Genomic DNA, 16,822 nt, shown 5'->3' with positions numbered 1-16,822 from the left:
GCGGAAGATGGTGCGCAGTGCCCACCCTACCAGGAAAGGGCAGCCACCGGCACCTGGGCAAAATAGCGGCGGCGAAATTGCTCCTCTTGCACCACTTCGAGAAAATGTTGTACGGCTGCTGGGTCAGGCGAAACCGGGGTAGGGTCAACCTGAACGATGATTGTGTCTGCCTCAGGGGCGGTGCTGTCTGGGGCGGCGATCTTAAACCCGGCGGTTGCCAGGGCGGCTAAGCCGAGGGAAAGGCTGGTGGGTGAGAGGCGCAGGCGATCGCCCAGCTGCGACCGGGTTACCGGAGTTTGAGTGCGGGCTAGGTACTTGGCTAAGCCCACCAGCTCTTGCCAAACCTCCCCTGGCGACAGGTCATCGATCGCCGGAGAAAAGGCTAGGGCTAGGGGCAGCTTTGCCTGGGCGGCCTGCCGCTGCCACACCTGCCAGTCGCTCCACTGCATCGGTATCTGGTTGACTATCAGGACGTGCTCCTGATCCTCAGGGGTATGCTGCCGCCAGTCGAGAACGGAGTTAGACGGTCTTAGTTCTGACTCCGGCTTGCCTACGGCAATAGGACGCACGTCTATGAGCTTGACGTGGTAGCCGGTGTTGCTGTTGAAGTCGAGTTCGACCACCACATCGCAGCGGCCTGGAGGAAGTTCGTCGCGGTAGTGGCCCCACCACTCGCCGGGAAAGCCTGCCTCGGCTGCGTCATCCCACAGCTCAAACTCAGTTTTGATGAAGCTCACGGCTTTATTTTGGCGATCGCGCAATTTCTTGTGAAAGACATTCCGAAACCAGACATTGCCAAGCAGCAGCTTCGGCACAGGGTTGCCCATGCCGCAGGGCTCCAGCCACTTGAGTTCGCGAAACAGGGGTTGACCCAGATCCGCCACCGTCACCGTGAGATCAACCTGAAGCAGGGGCTGGGGCGCACCGTCGCCCCCCAACTGCTCGCGCACCATACGGTTGAGTGCCGCCGCTAGCACCTCAATATGTTCCACGGGCAGCGTCAGCCCCGCCGCTAAAGGATGGCCGCCAAAGCCGGTTAGTAACGCCGATTGTGCCTGAAATAGTTGGTAGAGATCGAGCCCTGTCACCGAGCGGGCTGACCCCCGTGCCAGCCGAGGGCTACCGTCCTCCGAGGGCGGATCGATGCGCAGCAGAATGGTTGGGCGTCCGAGAGCTTGGGTTACTTGCCCCGCTACCAATCCCAAGATGCCGGTGGGCCAAGACTCGTCGGCCAGCACCAGGCAGCGAGTGGTGGCCAAATCGACCTGGGCTAGACGCGCCATCACCTGGCTGTAAAGGTCGCGCTGGAGGGCTTTGCGGCGGGTGTTGGCCAGTTCGGCCTCGTAGGCCAGGGTTTTGGTGCGATCGCGATCGCGACTAGTCAGTAGCTCCACACAAAAGCTAGCGTCCCCGTGGATGCGGCTGACAGCATTGATGCGCGGCCCCAGCCCAAAGGAAATATCGGTGGGGCGATCGCCTGTGCGCTTGCACAACGCCAGTAGCTCAGCCAGCCCTGGTCGTGGGTAGGGCGAATTGGGCTGGGTTTGGGTTTGCAGGCGCTGCAGCCCGATCTGAGCCAAGTATCGGCAGTCGCCCCGCAGCTCTACCAGGTCGGCAATCAGGCCAATGGCTACTAGATCAAGTACGTGATCGAGCGGTAGCGGGGGGGGAGTATCCAGCGCTGCGTATAGCCCCTCTAGCAGCTTGTAGGCTACCGCCACCCCCGACAGCGTGGCTAAGGGATGTTCGGGGGGCAGGCTGCGGGGGTTGATTAGCGCGATCGCGCCAATGTCGTCTTCTGGCAGAGTGTGGTGGTCGGTGACGATCACCTCCAGGCCCAGAGTCTTGGCGTAGGCAATCTCAGTGCCGCTGGTGCTGCCGGTGTCGCAGGTCACCAGCAGGGTTGCACCCCACTCAGCCAAATGGTCAAGGCCCCGCTGCGACAGCCCGTGGGATTCACTGAGGCGGTTGGGGATGAAATAGGTGAGGCGATCGCCCTTAGGGATCAGCTGCCCCAGCCCATCCCACAGTACGGCGGTAGAGGTTACCCCATCGGCGTCAAAGTCTCCCCAGATTGCTACTTTTTCCTCAGTGGCGATCGCCTGCTTGAGGCGGCTGACGGCGATCGCCATTGCTGGCCCCAGGGTGCTAGCGGGGGTGGGCTGGTAGAGAGCCGGGTTCAGCCAGCCCTCCAGCGGTTCTGTAGAACCTAGCTGTCGCTGCCACAGCACCTGGGCCAGCCAGCGGGGCGGCGTTGTTCCTGGAACTGCCCGAGCTACTGTCGCTACCCAGCTTTCAGGGGCGGCATCCGCCTTGGGCAGGTTCCAGCGCAGCGGTAGGGCATCCATGGGAGATCAGGAAATAGTGAGGTGGAGGTGGTGGGAGTTTGACTCAGACGGGCAATTTAAATAAGCTTCCGTAAACTAAAGAAAGCCTAAAATCATAGTCCAGTTTTGTGAGATAGCTTGGGCGAGGACTAAAGGTTCCGCCGTTTGGCTAAATATACCCATACTAATTCTGCGCTCTCCGGCGTTATCCTGGGGCTTTATCCTCTCCTATTCTCTGCATATCTCCTTAGGTTTTGATCCTTAACGGAAGCTCCAGACGAGTTCTGCTGTGGCCCTTAGCCCACAGACTGGTACTGGGGTTGTTCACTCCTCCTTAATCCCTATGACTAAACGTAGCCATCCTGAGCTAGACGGGCAAAATCCTCAAACCCTGTACAGTTTTGTACTCAAGCGACCGGGGCAAACCCTGCGAGAACGGCTGACTTGGAGTGCGGTTGGGCTATCGGTAGGCCTCGGCATCGCCGCTGGTTTTATATTTCTTAATCCCCAAGAGCGCACCTGGTCGTGGCTGCCCGCTCGCGCTGCTGTGTCCGTTAACAATGATGCGTTTCGTCAGGGCTCTGAGCAGGCCATGAAAGCGGCACAGCTCACCCAAAGCGCAGAGTTTAGCGAAGAGTGGGCTGAGGTGGTCATTCTCTGGCAGCGGGCGATCGCCTACATGCGAGCGGTACCCAATGGCCACACTAATGCGGATCTAGCCAAGCAAAAAGTCGTCGAGTACGAGCGCAACTTGCAGTATGCCCAAAGCAATGTGGGTAACCGGGCCAGCCGCGCCCCTGACCAAAAAAACTACTGGACCTTAGGCTCCGATCGCGATTTGGTAACAGCAATTCAGGGAGCACCTTCCCAAACCATGCAGTACCAGGGGGCTTGTCAGCAAACCCTGCGCTACGGCAACAGCATCGTTGAGCTGCACAACGGCTACGTGAAGCAGTACGACAACCCCGACGGCAACCTCCAGGTCCTAGCCGACGGCGACGTGGTGGTTTCAGTCAGTGCGCCCCAGGACAACTGGACCTTAGGATCTACCGAAACCGACGTGTTGCGGCTCCAGGGCACACCCACTCGCCAAGAGCAATACACCTCGAACGGTTTTACCACCTTGTACTACGGCAAAAGCTCGGTGCTGTTCGAAAATGGCCAGGTGATTGGCTACCTCAACTCTGACCAAAACCTTAAGGTGTCGGCGCAACCCCCGGCCCTGCTCCCCGGTCAAACTGCTGCCGAGTTTTGGACCATGGGCTCCAGTCGCACTGAAGTGCTGCGGGCCGAGGGGCAAACCCCGGTGGCCATTAGCCGCAACGACAACAGCTGCGAAGAAGTGTTTCACTTTTCAGACGGCGAAGTTACCTTTCGCCAGGGCTTGGTGACGGGCTACCGCAACCGTGGTGGCGCGCTTAAGGTGCGGTAGCTAGCCATCAATCATTCTCCTTTGAGCACACCCTCTGGCACGATGGCGTTACCCTAGTGCCCAGGGTGTAGATCCGGTGCATCGTTTCGGCTCAATACCCGTATGCTTAGACCAATCCCCTAGTCTGCCCTGCCCCCGTGCTGTGGATGATGCCCCCATTGCCATTGATTTAGTCATCGTCGATGACGATGCCGAGACATCGTGCCTGCTGCAGCGGCTCTTGAGCCAGCAGGGGTACCGAATTCAGGTGGCTGAAAGTGGACAGCAGGCGATCGCGCTGATCTCAGCAGGACGCCCAGGGCTGGTGCTGCTCGATATTTTGCTGCCCGACATGGATGGCTACTCCCTGTGTCAGCAGCTCAAGCACAACCCACTCACCGCCGAGATACCGGTGATTGTTCTGAGTTCTCTAATAGATTCGGTAGACAAGGTCAAAGCGTTTCAAGTTGGGGCTACTGACTACATCACCAAACCCTTTGCGGTGCAGGAAGTGCTGGTGCGGGTGCAAAACCAGCTGCGGTTGGCCCAGCAGCGGCAGCAGCTCAGCCAGCAAAATGCGCTCCTCATCCAAGAGGTGCAGGAACGCACCCAGATGGAGCAGGCGCTGATTTCGGCCGAGATGAACTACCGCAGCATTTTTGAAAATGCGACGGTGGGTATTTTTAAGGCCTCGGCTACGGGGCAGCTGCTCAGCGTCAACCCCTCCATGGCTCGCCTCTATGGCTATGGGTCGGCCCCAGAAATGGTGACCACCGTCGAAGACATCAGTCGCCAAATCTACCTCCAGCCCAAGCGCCGTGATGAACTGACGGTATATCTCGATCGCTTTGACAAAATTACCGACGCCGAGTCGGAGGTGTTTCGCAAAGACGGCACGACCTTTTGGGTGAGCGAAGACATTTGGAAGGTGTGGGATAAAGCGGGCACCTTCCTGCACTATGAAGGCATTGTCCACGACATCAGCGAACGCCGCCAAATGGAGACTGAGCTGCGCCAGCAGCGGCAGCAGGCCGATCGCCTGCTGGTCAACATTCTGCCCTATCGCATTGCTCAGCGCCTCAAAGGCGGGGCACGCACCATTGCCGAAAGCCTCGACCAGATCAGCGTACTATTCGCCGATCTAGTTGACTTTACCGCCGCCTCTAGCGAGATGACGCCGCGCGAGCTGGTCAAGCTGCTTAACGAAGTGTTTTCGATGTTTGATCAGCTGGCTGAGTTTCATCGGCTAGAAAAAATTAAAACCATTGGCGATGCCTACATGGTGGCTGGGGGCCTGCCCTCTCCCAACGACGACCATGCCGCTGCGATCGCCCAGTTTGCCCTCGACATCTGCGATGCTATCAAGCAGTTTCCCCGCCCCGACGGCAAGACCTTTCAGATTCGAGTAGGCATTAACACCGGTCCGGTAGTGGCTGGGGTAATCGGGCGACGTAAATTTGCCTACGACCTGTGGGGTGACACCGTCAACATTGCCAGCCGCATGGAAGCCACTGGAGAAGCCCAGCGCATTCAGGTCACCCCCGACCTGTACGAAAGGCTGAAAGACCAGTTTCAGTTTGAGCAGCGCGGCTACGTGGCAGTTAAGGGCCGCGGCCAAATGCTCACCTACTGGCTGGTGGGCAAGCTCTAGTCAAGTATTTGGATGGTCATGGTTTCTCTCTCCTCCACGCTCTTGCAGCGGCTGCGATCGCCCCTGGTGATCGGCTCGGTAACTATCCAGAGCCGGGTGCTCCAGGCCCCCCTCTCGGGCGTGACCGATCGCGCCTTTCGTCAGCTAGTGCGTCGCTACGCGCCAGTCTCGATGCTCTACACCGAGATGGTGCAGGCCACTGGGGTTTGCCATGCCCAGCAGCTGGAGAAGATTATGGATATTGGCGATCGCGAGCAGCCCATATCTATTCAGCTGTTTGACTGTCGCCCCGACTTTATGGCTGCTGCCGCTAGCAAAGCTGTCGCCGAGGGAGCTAAAACCATCGATATCAACATGGGCTGCCCGGTGAACAAAATCACCAAAAAAGGCGGCGGGTCGTCGCTGCTGCGCCAGCCCGAGATAGCTGAAGCGATCGTGCGCACTGTGGCTGAGGCGGTGCCCGTACCTGTCACCGTCAAAACTCGCCTGGGCTGGGATGATGACCACATCAACGCGATCGAATTTGCCCGCCGCATGGAGGCGGCTGGGGCTCAAATGCTCACCCTCCACGGTCGCACCCGTAGTCAGGGCTACCACGGCCCTGCCCGCTGGGATTGGATTGCCCGAGTCAAGGCGTCCCTCTCAATTCCGGTGATTGCTAACGGCGATATTGTCTCAGTGGAGTCAGCGGTGCGCTGCCTAAAAGAAACTGGGGCCGATGGGGTGATGTGCTCACGGGGGACTCTGGGCTACCCCTTTTTGGTGGGTGAAATCGACGGATTCTTAAAAACCGGCATCGTCCCTGCGGCGCCTACCTCAGTGGAGCTGCTGCGCTGTGCCCGCGAGCACCTGGGGCTGCTGTGGCAGTACAAAGGTCAGAAGGGCATTCACCAGGCCCGCAAGCACATGGCCTGGTATGTCAAAGGTTTTGAGGGAGCCGCTCCCCTCCGCCAGCAGCTTTGCCAGATTGATGCGGTGGAAGCTGGCTATGATCTGTTAGATAGGGCGATCGCTCAGCTCGACAGCACAATAGAGCAGCGAGAGGCGACTGCCCTCGTAGACCCCGAGACATTGGCCCCTTTAATGTGACTTTTAGTGGAATCATCATGGTTCAAGCCACCAACACCCGCGCCATGAGTTTCGAGGAATTTATCCAATGGATTCCTGAAAGCGGTGGTCAGTACGAACTCTACAGCGGGTACGTTATTGAAATGCAGCCCACCGGAGCCCACGAACTTATCGGTGCCTTTTTGGCTGAAGAGTTAACCCTGCACTTTCGGCAGCAAAACCTGCCCTACACCATTCCTAAAAGCGGGTTAATCAAGCCTCAGCAGCCCGAGTCGGGCTATTGCCCCGATGTGATTGTGCTCGATAAGCGTGAGCTAGCGCACGAACCCCTCTGGGAAAGTGCTTCCACTGTGCAGTTTGGCAAAACGGTACCCTTGCTGATTGAAGTGGTCAGCACCAACTGGCGCGACGATTACGGCCATAAACTCGTGGAGTACGAAGCCATGGGTGTTCAGGAATACTGGATTGTGGACTATCGGGCTTTGGGAGCCGTGCGCTACATCGGTCAGCCCAAACAGCCCACCATCACCCTTTGTCAGCTCATTGAGGGCGAATACCAAATGCAGCGGTTTGTCAGCAACCAAGCGCTCGAATCAAGCACTTTCCCGTGCCTCAACCTTTCCGTGGATCAGATTTTGATATCAGCCAGCTATTAGCCTAGCCCAACGCTTTCCTCCCCACCAATCCCGAGAGCGGATAACCGTCCCTTGACTAAAAAGGTTTAAGGTAGGATCTATTAATAAATTTGATTTGTTGTCACCCCCGTAATCTCCATGACCTCGTACGCCACCGCCACTGCCCGCGCCGATATGGGTGAGCTTCGCCGTCTGAGAAGTCTGCTGCCCCCAGAGCTTCAGAGCTGGGTGACGGTGGAGTCAGCCATTGATGTCACCCCACCGCTGATCACCTGCGAGGAGCTGGGCAAAGACCAGGTCGAAATTCAAGTCGATCTGATTAAGTGGGAGCAGCTAGCTCTAGACCAGCGCAACCTGCTGTTTTGGCATGAGGTTGGCCGCATTCAGAACGACACCATTCCCCGCGACGGTTGGGAGATGGCGGCTCTAGCTATTGGTCTTGGTGGCGCCGTGGGGGAACTGTGGGTGCAGGATGGGCTGCTGCTCATGCTGGCCTTGGGGCTTTGCGGATTTTCCAGCTGGCGGCTCTACAAGCGCAACAACAACCAGAAGACGCTGCAAGAAAGCATCACCGCTGACGAGCGGGCGATCGCCATTGCCACGCGCTTTGGCTACACCCTGCCCAACGCCTACAAGAGCCTGGGCAGCGCCCTCAAAACCTTAATTGAGCAAACTCCCAAGAAGCGTCAGCGCGATCGCTACATCAAGCGTCTCGAAGCCCTCAAAAAGAGCGCCGCTAAAGCCAAAGAAAGCGCCCGAGCTGAACGCGGCGACATGCGATCGGCCTACTAATTCCTTTCTTACAGTCCAAAAGCCTGTGGCCTGACAGAGACTTCCGTTAAGCCACAGGTTTTTAGTTGTTTAACTGAAAACCTCAAAAACTGCCTTGATCACGGCTGGCTCAACCTCCGGCGGCAGCTTGTCAGCGGCTCCAATCGTTGCAAAGCTCTCTCCCTGGCGAATTACCCCTGTTAGCCTCGCCGCTGTTAGCAGCTGTGCACATTCAGCCGTATTTTCCCTGGGCAGTATGACTAACGGCTTTGGACCCTGTCGATAGACCCCAAGACTCTGCACCGTTAGCTCAAATGCACCGGGTTGAAACGCCGGGTTTAATTCACCGTCGTACTCAAACTTGCTCAGCATCAGCTGCATAGAATACAACTGGGCTGGGTTGAGGGGGCTAGCCTCTGGCACTGTACGAGCGCGGCGAGTAGCAACCATTTCCAAAAACGGCGTTCTTACCGTGCTCAGTCGGTCTGCCTCAATATCAAAAGATCGGCAGTAGGCGAGGCTATCCCAGCCAGAGGTGTCGCGCAAAATCCACTTATAGCGCTGGCCGTCGCCTTGGGCAGAGAGCACTGTACCTTGCCACTGCCCCAGGTTCAGCGGCGGCTCAAGGTTGCGAGTGCGAATCGAGGCAAACCCACCGCTGTTGGCCGTAGACACCTCCCCCACAAACCTCAGCCCCTCCCGCCATCGCACCTGGCTAGCGCTGACTCCACCCATGACGCCATCGTCTAAACTGCCCCAGAGAGCTGCGATCGCCGGGTCGGGCTGACGAAAATTGATCAGGGTGGCTTCCTGGTAGACGGCCCGTTGCTTCAGATCTTCGAGCAGGGGGCCAAGTTCTAAACCAGCCTCCGGCCCTGGCCAAATGACCAGGGGTGTATTCACCAGCGAGGGCTCTGACTCAGTGGTGACTCCGTAGTCGAGGGAGGCTACCGATTTAGTGAGAGCCTCAGCGACTTTCACAGCGGCTCCCGGCAGCCACAGCATCTGTTTTCCGGCTACTGGAACTAAATTGTTGGTGTCTAAAGCCTGGGTCATAGGGATACCTGAGTCCGTCATGCCGGGTAAGTTGCGCAGTCCTCTACTCAAAGGCCCAGCGACCTCAAAGTGAATCAAGGTTTTTAACAACCTGAGGGGGTTCCAAACCATCGGAAGACCTAGCAGAACAATATTCGTAAACCGCTCAGTCTGGCCTGGCTGGTTACGCCAAGCGCCATCTTTTCTGTGAATTTACTCATTAACTAGCCCAGCTCCTCTGGGTATGCTGGATCTATTGATAACTAGGCGCTCAAATTAGCGATCAGTCAGCAATTTTGGCCATTGTTGACCATATGGGGCCAGACTTACAGGCTAAAGTTTCCATGGGGCGAAATTGGGCGATGTGTCAACATTTAATGAACAAAGCCTCAATGCTTCCGGATAGCGGCGCTTGCCCTCAGTCTAGTAGAAGCAAGCCACCCCAGGTTAGGGCGTAGACCCGCTTTCACTCAGACTCACCCTAGTCATCTTTTGCCCCAACACAGCTGTTGTGTCCGTGGTTTTCTGGAGCAGGCGTTGTCGATGCGAATTCTAATTTATTCCTATAATTACTATCCTGAACCCATCGGCATTGCGCCCTTGATGACGGAGTTAGCAGAGGGGCTAGTTGCTAGAGGGCACCAGGTGCGGGTAGTAACCGCTATGCCCAACTACCCCGAGCGCAGTATTTATCCTCAATATCGTGGGCGGCTCTACGCCACTGAAGAGCGCAACGGCGTCCTTATTCAGCGCTGCTTTGTGCTAGCTAATGCCAGGCGGGGCCTGGTGGGGCGGTTGCTGCTGGAATCGAGCTTTATTACCCTCAGCCTCTGGCCCGCCCTACGAGGCTGGCGACCCGATGTCATTCTCAACGCCAGCCCTTCTTTGCCGGCTTGTCTGCCGGTGGCCGCCCTCAAGCTGCTGTTTCAGTGCCCCAGCGTGCTGAATTTGCAAGACATTTTGCCGGAAGCCGCTGTCCAGACGGGGCTGCTAACTAATGCCTGGGCAATTCGCCTGTTTGAGGTACTAGAAAAGTTTGCCTACCAAAATGCCACTCGCATCACCGTCATTGCCCAGGGTTTTCGCGACAATCTCCTGGCCAAGGGCGTGCCCGACGCCAAGATGGTGCCGGTTTCTAATTGGGTGGATGTCGACTTTATTGCCCCTCGGCCCCAGGCCAGCAGTGAGTTTCGCCGCTGCCACGGGCTGCAAAACAAGTTTGTGGTGCTCTACACCGGCAACATCGCTGAGACTCAAGGAATTCGAACGGCGATTCGAGCGGCCCAGGCGCTGAGAGCTTACCCAGACATTCAAATGGTGATTGTCGGCGAAGGCAAGCAGCTAGAGGCGCTAGATCGCTTTTGCCAGCAGCTGGGGCTGACGAACGTGTCGCTGTTGCCCTTTGTGCCCCGCGCTGAATTGCCTGATATGCTGGCGGCTGCCGATGTGGGGCTAATCTTGCAGAAGCACGGTGTAGTAGGCTTCAACATGCCGTCTAAAACTCAGGTGCTGCTAGCTAGTGGACGACCGATTCTGGCTTCTGTGCCGGCCCACGGCACAGCGGCCCAGGCGGTGCTGGCCAGCGGTGGCGGCCTGGTGGTCGAACCCGAGAACCCTACGGCTCTAGCCAAGGGCATCCTTGAGCTGTACCACCGGCCTGAAACGGCAGCGCTGCTAGCTCGTCGCGGGCGACAGTATGCTTTGGAGCATTATTCAGCCAAACGGGCGATCGATCGCTACGAAGCGTTGTTCTATGCCTTGGTGGCACCCCAGAGATGGCCTTTAGAGGGCGATGTGGTGCTGGCGCTACAGCCGGCGCAAAAGTAAGGGCATGGGTGAACCACAATCTCTGCGCTGATGAGATTAGCGACAATAATTGCTCCGTCGGTAGCTCGGTGCCATGAGGATCGACCAGGCTGCTTAGCAGAGCTGTGAGGCAATCAGCGTTGCCTTAGTTGTGCAGCGCCTAGGAGACTAAAGGCGATCGCTGCTGCCGATAAACTCTCCCCGGTGGGCGGGGTCGTTGGCTAGAGTGGTGGGCTCGTGCCAATACTGGCGGTAGATGAGTTCTAGCTCATTGCCAGCATCGGAAAAGTAGTCGACCTGCTGCGCTTGTAGAGTCACCAAGACGCGAAAGATTAGCAGCGCCAGGATGGCGACGACCATGCCCGCTGCCGTGGTAATCAACGCTTCGCCAATACCAGCGGCGGCGGCGCTCGCCTGCTCTCCTGAGCCGCCGCCGCCAATGTTGAGGTTGCTGAAGGTGGCGATCAGGCCGGTTACCGTTCCCAACAGGCCCAGCAGCGGTGCGATTGCCACGACGGTTTCTAGAAGCTTGTCGCCCTTGCGCATTTTGACCAATTCGCGATCGCCCACGGTTTCCATCGCCAGACGAAAGGTTTCGGGAGAGGGCTGCTTGAGCCGCAGAGGAGCGAGCAAAAACCGGCCGATGGGCAAATCTTGAGACTGGGCTGCAATCTCAGCAGCCTTGCTCAGGTCCTGCCGGGAAGCATCAAGCACCTCAGATACGACCTGGTCTTCTCGCCGCAGGAGCTTTGTCCAAAACAGGGCACGCTCCAGGGCCGTGGCAATGGTGAGTACTGAGCACCCCATAATGGGCACCATTACGGGTCCACCCTTGACCAAAACGTCGAGAACAGTTGCCATAGCCCAGCTTTAACCTTGAATGGGTTTGCTCATTCGTGTTTCTACCACGATAAGCCTACCGAAAGCGGTTGTCCCAGAAATTAAAGAATAGACGTTGGCTACTTAAAAAATGATTAAGCGGCCCATCTAATCATCATCGCCGCGAACGTAGGGGCGATTGACGGTACGCCCAGTGGGGCCTGTCACCGCAGTAGATTTAGGCATGGTCGTAGGGGCGGCTGAAGGCTTGGCCTGAGGTGCGGCGGTGCCAGTGGGTGATGAGCTGCCTGGGGCCGCGATCGCTTGGAGGGAGGCCCCAGGGGCAGCCGTCTGCTCCTGCCAGTTGAGGTCGCCGTCGGGGTCGATGTTGACTAAAACAGCGGTGATGGTGCTGGTGTCGGTAGTCACTTCCCCCACAACCTGGCACTCAAAGCGATCGCCTGGCTGATTTACTCGGTAGGTAGCGCTGCCGCAGTCAATTTGGGCTCGCTGGCTGTAGGCCTGCGAGAGTTCCTGCTGAATACTGTCTTCGACCTTGGGCAGATTGAGCAGCGCTTTAGAATTGGGCACTTCCCAGGTGACATTGCCCTGGTTGTCTTGCTGAATCACGTTGATCGTAAAGGTGCCGCCACCATCCACCTCGCCTACACAGCGAAAATAGGCCTCCGCCTGGCGTGAGACATCCTTAGGGCAGAGCACAGCCTTGAGCGAGAGTCGGCGGCCCTGGCGCTCAATATCAGCCTGAATGGCGCTCTCGACCTCAGCGGTGTCGAGCCGGTTGCCACAGGCCGCCAGCCCTAGAGCCAACGGCCAGATCAAGTACTTAGACAATCTCAGCATAGGCCTTTGCATTGAGCCAGAGGATTCCTTGAGCAGCTGTCATTGCCGATGACAATACCCCGATTGTGCCAGGAAGTCGACGCGATCGCATGCTGTCTCTACTACCTCAGCCAAGCAAAGAATTGGGCAGAGTCTTCAGACTGGTCCCTCGCTCTACCATAATGAAAGTGGCCTTAACACTCGTTCACAAACCCTTTCCTATGGCAAACGATCTACAGCAGTTTCTCACCCTTCTGGAACAGCGAGGTCAGCTGCGCCGCATCACGGCCCCCGTCAGCCCAGAATTAGAGATTGCCGAGATCGCCAATCGCCTGCTGCTGGGTGGTGGCCCGGCCCTGCTATTTGAGAATGTGCAGGGTGCCACCATGCCCCTGGCTATCAACGTGCTGGGCACCGTCGAGCGCGTCTGCTGGGCTATGGGCATGGAACACCCCGCCGAACTCGAAACCCTGGGCGAAAAGCTGGCGCTGCTCTATCAGCCTCGGCCTCCCAAGCAGTTTTCCCAGGCGATCGACCTTGGCAAAGCGCTGTTTGACGTAGTCAAAGCCAAGCCTATGCGCGATCTGCTCCCCCCCTGCCAGCAGGTGGTGCTCAAAGACGACGCTGTGGATCTTAATAAAATCCCCCTGCTGCGGGTCTACCCTGGCGACGCCGACAAGGTCGTTACCCTGGGGCTGATGATCACCAAAGACCCAGAAACTCACATTCCCAACGTGGGGGTTTATCGCCTTCAGCTTCAGTCAAAAAATACTGCGACGGTGCAGTGGCTCTCGGTGCGAGGCTGTAGCCGCCACCTGCGCAAGGCCGCCGAGATGGGCAAAAAACTAGAGGTGGCGATCGCGATCGGCGTTCACCCTCTAGTGATTCTTGCCGCCGCCACGCCGCTGCCCATCGACCTCTCGGAGTGGCTGTTTGCCGGGCTTTACGCCGGCAAAGGGCTCAGCCTGGCCAAATGCAAAACCGTTGACTTAGAAGTTCCAGCCCAGTCTGAGATCGTGCTGGAGGGCACCATCACCCCCGGTGAAACTGCCGTTGATGGCCCCGCGGGTGATCACATTGGCTACTATGGCGGCGTTAACAAAGCGGCGCCTCTGCTGCGCTTCCACTGCCTCACCCACCGCAAAAATCCGATCTACATGACCACCTTTAGCGGTCGCCCGCCTAAGGAGGATGCCATGATGGCGATCGCCCTCAACCGCATCTACAACCCGATCCTGCGCCAGCAGGTGCCCGAAATTCAGGACTTCTTTTTGCCAATGGAAGGGCTGAGCTACAAAGCCGCCGTACTCTCCATCGAAAAGTCGTACCCAGGCCAGGCTAAGCGCGCTGCCCTCGCCTTTTGGTCGGCCCTGCCCCAGTTCAGCTATACCAAGTTTGTGATCGTTGTCGATAAATCGATCAACATTCGCGACCCGCGTCAGGTAATGTGGGCTGTGACCTCTAAGGTTGACCCAATACGCGACGTATTTATCCTGCCCAACAACCCTTTTGATAGCCTTGACTTTGCCACCGAAAAGCCTGGTCTTGGCAGCCGCATGGGCATTGACGCTACCACCAAGGTCTACCCCGAAACCGATCGCCCCTGGAGTGAAGAGCTCACCCCCGACCCTGATACAGCTGCGCTGGTGGATAGTCGCTGGACTGAATATGGCTTGAGCGACCTAAATCTAGGTGATGTAGATCCAAATTTGTTTGGCTATGACCTGCGCTAACGGACGAGAGAGTAAGGGTATGGTGCGTGCCTTGGTTGCCGTGCTGCTCGGGCTATGGGCAGTTCTGTGTGTTTGGAGCCCTGAGTCCTCGGCCAGCGTTCTCTGCCGCGACGTAGAGAGGCAGCAAGTCTGCATTGAAACAATTAAGCGCAGTGCCAAATATACCTGGGAGTATCGGGTAGTTGTCAGCATCGACGGCAAAAGCCGACCTGTTAAACGCTACGATTGCCGACGGCCTACCGGCGCTGATCAAGAGTTGGCTACGCCCTATTTTGAAGCTGCTTTACGACAATTCATTTGCGATCGCGTTACTCATTGAGTCAAGACCTATAGGCAAACGATAGGGGTTGACCAGTAAGAATTTCATCATAGGACTGGCTCAGGTTTTGCGCGATTTTGGGCCAGCTGTACTTTGTTGCGGCTAGCTGTTGGCCGTTATGACCTAGCTGGTTTCTTAAATTAGAAGAGCAAAGCAGCCGAGATAGAGCATTCCTCCACGCTTCTAAATCATCAGAAACTACTAACCCCGCTTGGGCGGCTGAGATGTCGGGAGCGATTTGAACATCAGGGGTAATCACAACGGGGAGACCAGCGGCTAGGGCCTCCGCTACAGCAATGCCGAAGTTTTCTGAATAAGACGGCAAAGCGAAGAGATTGGAACCCTGCAGCAGTAAATCTTTGTTTGAACCAGAGACAAAGCCAGTGAATGTAACACTGTCGGTAATATCTAGGGTGCTGGTCAAAGTCTTGAGGTAGTGGCAATAATCTGCATCCCCAGAACCGGCTAATATAAGGTGATAACCGTGAAATTTAGGGTCGAGTCGAGCAAACGCGCGCAATAGAAAGTCAGGCCGCTTTTTTTCGTGCAGGCGCGACAAAAATAGAACTATTGCGCAGTCGGAAGGTAAATCATAGCGATCGCGCAGTTTTGCTGCTGCACTAGCGATCGCGACTGTCGGATTAACTCCTAACGGTAAAACCAAGGCAGGCGCGCTGATCCCAAACCGCTGCGCATCCTCGGCTTCAGCAGGAGTAGTGCAATGAATAGCAGCAGCTCGGTTGAGTGTGGAACGCTCTATGTAGCGGCCGTAGATTTGTTTTTTAAGCCTGCTTTGCTGAAGTGCCCAAGGAGTTAATTGACCAATCGTACTTGAGACATAAGGTATTTGATAATACTGTGCTAGCCTCGCTCCCACCGTGGGAGCATAGCAGAACAGGTAATGATTGTGAACAATGTCATATTGGCGCAAATGGCTGGCCATCCACTGGGTCAACCCAATAGATGGGATGAATGCTTTAAACCGGGCCAGACGCGAAAAAAACCAGACCGGTACGCCTTCATAGTTAACTCGCTGACCGATGGGTACATCTAGTAATTCAGCTTCATCGTCATTGGTAGTTGCTATTTCGGCATCAATTCCTACCTCTCGTAGGGTACGAATAATGTTAAGAGCTACCTGAGTTGGCCCACCTAGTTTGTAGCTCAGAGATGGCAACACGTGAAGAACTTTCATACTATGGTGTTGCGAAGCTGGTTTCTTTAAGTAGCCTTAAAAGATTAGACTGAAATTTATTAAAACCATAAATTTCGTCAACTCTCTGACGCAATATCTTTGGCTGATAAATAATTGGATGAGTTGATTTACCCTGAAGAATTTCTGCTAAGGTACTAGCTATTTCGTCCACGTTATCAGGATCGACCAGAATACCTAGTTCGCCCCTGCACAAAGCATCAATGGCACCATCCTGATTGCCTCCGATAGTGGGCTTGCCACAGGCTAGAGCTTCGAGGTAGACAATGCCAAAGCCTTCACCCTTACTCGGCATTATGAACACATCACACAAATTGTAGTAATCACAGATTTCTTCATCAGGGACAAATCCAGCTAACGTTACGCAATCTTCTAGGCCAAGGGACTCGATTAGCTGCTCAACTCGGGGGCGATCGCTACCCTTCCCTACTAAAACGTAATGTACATCAGGCATTTTTTGACGTACAAGGCACATTGCCTGAATGACTTGGTCATAGCCCTTATACTGTTCATCGTCAGCTAAACGAGCGACCGTCAGCACCACAGGTTGGTTCTCCTGAAGCTTGTGCCTATTGAGCAAATAGGTTGGCTTGGGCTTTACTTGAAAACGTTCAATATTAAAGGTGACCGGAAGAAGCGAGATTTTGTCAGGGTGCAGATTCTCCTCTTTCACCAAGCGGCTACGGGTATAATCACTGATCGAGATTACTTTTTTAGCCGCTTGCAAAGCCCGACGCCTAAGAGGGTGCTTAATATCCCAAGCATCAACACCATATACTAAAATCCAGTACGGAGTACCTAATAACAAGTGAAGTAGATAAGCTACAGGGGTGAAGTTCAAATGCCCGCATAAAATCAAATCTGGACGCTGCCGAAAAGAAGCAATTATAATTTTCAAACTAAAAGCAAAAGTCCGCAATACTCTAGGAACATTACCCATAAAGGTAAACGAAAAGTTGCCTGTAAATTCGTTTGCCTTAGATACAACTTCTGGCTTGTCAGAGTCGAGTTTGTCGATAATAACTATATCGGTATTTGATAAAAAATTTCTTTGGAACTGAAGATAGCTAATCGTCGATAAAATATCACATAGGTAGACTTGAATCCCACCTTTAAATTCAAACAGATTAGGTACCCAAAAGTGAACTGAATCTCTTTTCTTAAGTCTCTTGCTCATGTTATTATCTACTCCTC

At 55.7% G+C, this 16,822-nt stretch carries 14 protein-coding genes; 8 read left to right on the top strand and 6 right to left on the bottom strand.

From position 1 onward, the window contains the following. Positions 1 to 26: 26 nt before the first annotated feature. Entirely contained in the window at positions 27 to 2,348 is a 2,322-nt protein-coding gene (gene recJ / locus H6F59_RS21730) for a single-stranded-DNA-specific exonuclease RecJ (RefSeq protein WP_190705533.1), read from the bottom strand. A 322-nt stretch (positions 2,349 to 2,670) separates the two neighbouring features. Between recJ and H6F59_RS21725 the strand changes: the two genes are divergently transcribed. From H6F59_RS21725 to H6F59_RS21705, 5 genes are all read left to right on the top strand, one after another. Beyond that, positions 2,671 to 3,759, top strand: a complete 1,089-nt coding sequence (locus H6F59_RS21725; RefSeq protein WP_190705528.1) for a hypothetical protein — start codon at positions 2,671 to 2,673, stop codon at positions 3,757 to 3,759. A 142-nt stretch (positions 3,760 to 3,901) separates the two neighbouring features. After that, positions 3,902 to 5,389 carry an adenylate/guanylate cyclase domain-containing protein gene (locus tag H6F59_RS21720; protein WP_190705524.1) on the top strand — a complete coding sequence of 496 codons (1,488 nt, stop codon included), beginning with the start codon at positions 3,902 to 3,904 and terminating at the stop codon, positions 5,387 to 5,389. Positions 5,390 to 5,407: 18 nt separating this feature from the next. Next, entirely contained in the window at positions 5,408 to 6,478 is a 1,071-nt protein-coding gene (dusB, locus tag H6F59_RS21715; RefSeq protein WP_190705521.1) for a tRNA dihydrouridine synthase DusB, read from the top strand. A 17-nt stretch (positions 6,479 to 6,495) separates the two neighbouring features. Then, positions 6,496 to 7,113 (top strand): Uma2 family endonuclease, encoded by a 618-nt coding sequence (locus tag H6F59_RS21710; RefSeq protein WP_190705518.1) that lies wholly within the window; start codon positions 6,496 to 6,498, stop codon positions 7,111 to 7,113. A gap of 117 nt (positions 7,114 to 7,230) precedes the next feature. Next, positions 7,231 to 7,884: a DUF3318 domain-containing protein gene (locus H6F59_RS21705; RefSeq protein WP_190705516.1), complete on the top strand. Its 654-nt coding sequence runs from the start codon at positions 7,231 to 7,233 to the stop codon at positions 7,882 to 7,884. A 69-nt stretch (positions 7,885 to 7,953) separates the two neighbouring features. Here the strand turns inward: H6F59_RS21705 and H6F59_RS21700 are convergent, their stop codons facing one another. Then, on the bottom strand, positions 7,954 to 8,919 hold the full coding sequence (locus H6F59_RS21700) for a CIA30 family protein (RefSeq protein WP_190705512.1): 966 nt from the start codon (positions 8,917 to 8,919) through the stop codon (positions 7,954 to 7,956). A gap of 522 nt (positions 8,920 to 9,441) precedes the next feature. On the opposite strand from H6F59_RS21700, the gene H6F59_RS21695 reads away from it, so the two are divergent. Next, positions 9,442 to 10,725 (top strand): glycosyltransferase family 4 protein, encoded by a 1,284-nt coding sequence (locus tag H6F59_RS21695; protein ID WP_190705507.1) that lies wholly within the window; start codon positions 9,442 to 9,444, stop codon positions 10,723 to 10,725. Positions 10,726 to 10,872: 147 nt separating this feature from the next. Here the strand turns inward: H6F59_RS21695 and H6F59_RS21690 are convergent, their stop codons facing one another. Together H6F59_RS21690 and H6F59_RS21685 are read right to left on the bottom strand one after the other, a co-directional pair. Then, complete coding sequence (locus H6F59_RS21690; protein ID WP_190705504.1) at positions 10,873 to 11,565, bottom strand: MotA/TolQ/ExbB proton channel family protein; 693 nt, start codon at positions 11,563 to 11,565, stop codon at positions 10,873 to 10,875. Positions 11,566 to 11,691: 126 nt separating this feature from the next. Beyond that, positions 11,692 to 12,384 (bottom strand): DUF4333 domain-containing protein, encoded by a 693-nt coding sequence (locus tag H6F59_RS21685; RefSeq protein ID WP_190705502.1) that lies wholly within the window; start codon positions 12,382 to 12,384, stop codon positions 11,692 to 11,694. A 200-nt stretch (positions 12,385 to 12,584) separates the two neighbouring features. On the opposite strand from H6F59_RS21685, the gene H6F59_RS21680 reads away from it, so the two are divergent. Both H6F59_RS21680 and H6F59_RS21675 read left to right on the top strand, forming a co-directional pair. Beyond that, the gene (locus H6F59_RS21680) at positions 12,585 to 14,096 is read left to right on the top strand and encodes a UbiD family decarboxylase (RefSeq protein ID WP_190705499.1); all 1,512 of its coding nucleotides are present in this window, start codon (positions 12,585 to 12,587) and stop codon (positions 14,094 to 14,096) included. Then, complete coding sequence (locus H6F59_RS21675) at positions 14,083 to 14,415, top strand: hypothetical protein (protein WP_190705494.1); 333 nt, start codon at positions 14,083 to 14,085, stop codon at positions 14,413 to 14,415. The genes H6F59_RS21680 and H6F59_RS21675 overlap by 14 nt, the downstream gene beginning before the upstream one ends. Position 14,416: 1 nt before the next feature. On the opposite strand, the gene H6F59_RS21670 is transcribed toward H6F59_RS21675, so the two are convergent. Together H6F59_RS21670 and H6F59_RS21665 are read right to left on the bottom strand one after the other, a co-directional pair. Beyond that, positions 14,417 to 15,610 (bottom strand): glycosyltransferase, encoded by a 1,194-nt coding sequence (locus tag H6F59_RS21670; RefSeq protein WP_190705490.1) that lies wholly within the window; start codon positions 15,608 to 15,610, stop codon positions 14,417 to 14,419. 1 nt (position 15,611) lies between these two features. After that, a complete protein-coding gene (locus tag H6F59_RS21665) occupies positions 15,612 to 16,805 on the bottom strand; it encodes a glycosyltransferase (protein ID WP_190705486.1) in 1,194 nt (397 codons plus the stop codon). Positions 16,806 to 16,822 lie beyond the last annotated feature (17 nt).

Origin of the sequence: Nodosilinea sp. FACHB-141 (genome assembly GCF_014696135.1) — a bacterium.
Lineage (GTDB): Bacteria > Cyanobacteriota > Cyanobacteriia > Phormidesmidales > Phormidesmidaceae > Nodosilinea.
This window is presented reverse-complemented; position numbering and strand designations above follow the sequence as displayed.

What these genes read in the sequence shown, in the direction of transcription:
- H6F59_RS21695 (WP_190705507.1), top strand. Translation starts at nt 9,442, where the DNA reads ATGCGAATTCTAATTTATTCCTATAATTACTATCCTGAACCCATCGGC.
- H6F59_RS21700 (WP_190705512.1), bottom strand. Translation starts at nt 8,919, where the DNA reads ATGACCCAGGCTTTAGACACCAACAATTTAGTTCCAGTAGCCGGAAAA.
- H6F59_RS21725 (WP_190705528.1), top strand. Translation starts at nt 2,671, where the DNA reads ATGACTAAACGTAGCCATCCTGAGCTAGACGGGCAAAATCCTCAAACC.
- H6F59_RS21705 (WP_190705516.1), top strand. Translation starts at nt 7,231, where the DNA reads ATGACCTCGTACGCCACCGCCACTGCCCGCGCCGATATGGGTGAGCTT.
- H6F59_RS21690 (WP_190705504.1), bottom strand. Translation starts at nt 11,565, where the DNA reads ATGGCAACTGTTCTCGACGTTTTGGTCAAGGGTGGACCCGTAATGGTG.
- H6F59_RS21710 (WP_190705518.1), top strand. Translation starts at nt 6,496, where the DNA reads ATGGTTCAAGCCACCAACACCCGCGCCATGAGTTTCGAGGAATTTATC.
- H6F59_RS21670 (WP_190705490.1), bottom strand. Translation starts at nt 15,610, where the DNA reads ATGAAAGTTCTTCACGTGTTGCCATCTCTGAGCTACAAACTAGGTGGG.
- H6F59_RS21675 (WP_190705494.1), top strand. Translation starts at nt 14,083, where the DNA reads ATGACCTGCGCTAACGGACGAGAGAGTAAGGGTATGGTGCGTGCCTTG.
- dusB (WP_190705521.1), top strand. Translation starts at nt 5,408, where the DNA reads ATGGTTTCTCTCTCCTCCACGCTCTTGCAGCGGCTGCGATCGCCCCTG.
- H6F59_RS21665 (WP_190705486.1), bottom strand. Translation starts at nt 16,805, where the DNA reads ATGAGCAAGAGACTTAAGAAAAGAGATTCAGTTCACTTTTGGGTACCT.
- recJ (WP_190705533.1), bottom strand. Translation starts at nt 2,348, where the DNA reads ATGGATGCCCTACCGCTGCGCTGGAACCTGCCCAAGGCGGATGCCGCC.
- H6F59_RS21680 (WP_190705499.1), top strand. Translation starts at nt 12,585, where the DNA reads ATGGCAAACGATCTACAGCAGTTTCTCACCCTTCTGGAACAGCGAGGT.
- H6F59_RS21685 (WP_190705502.1), bottom strand. Translation starts at nt 12,384, where the DNA reads ATGCTGAGATTGTCTAAGTACTTGATCTGGCCGTTGGCTCTAGGGCTG.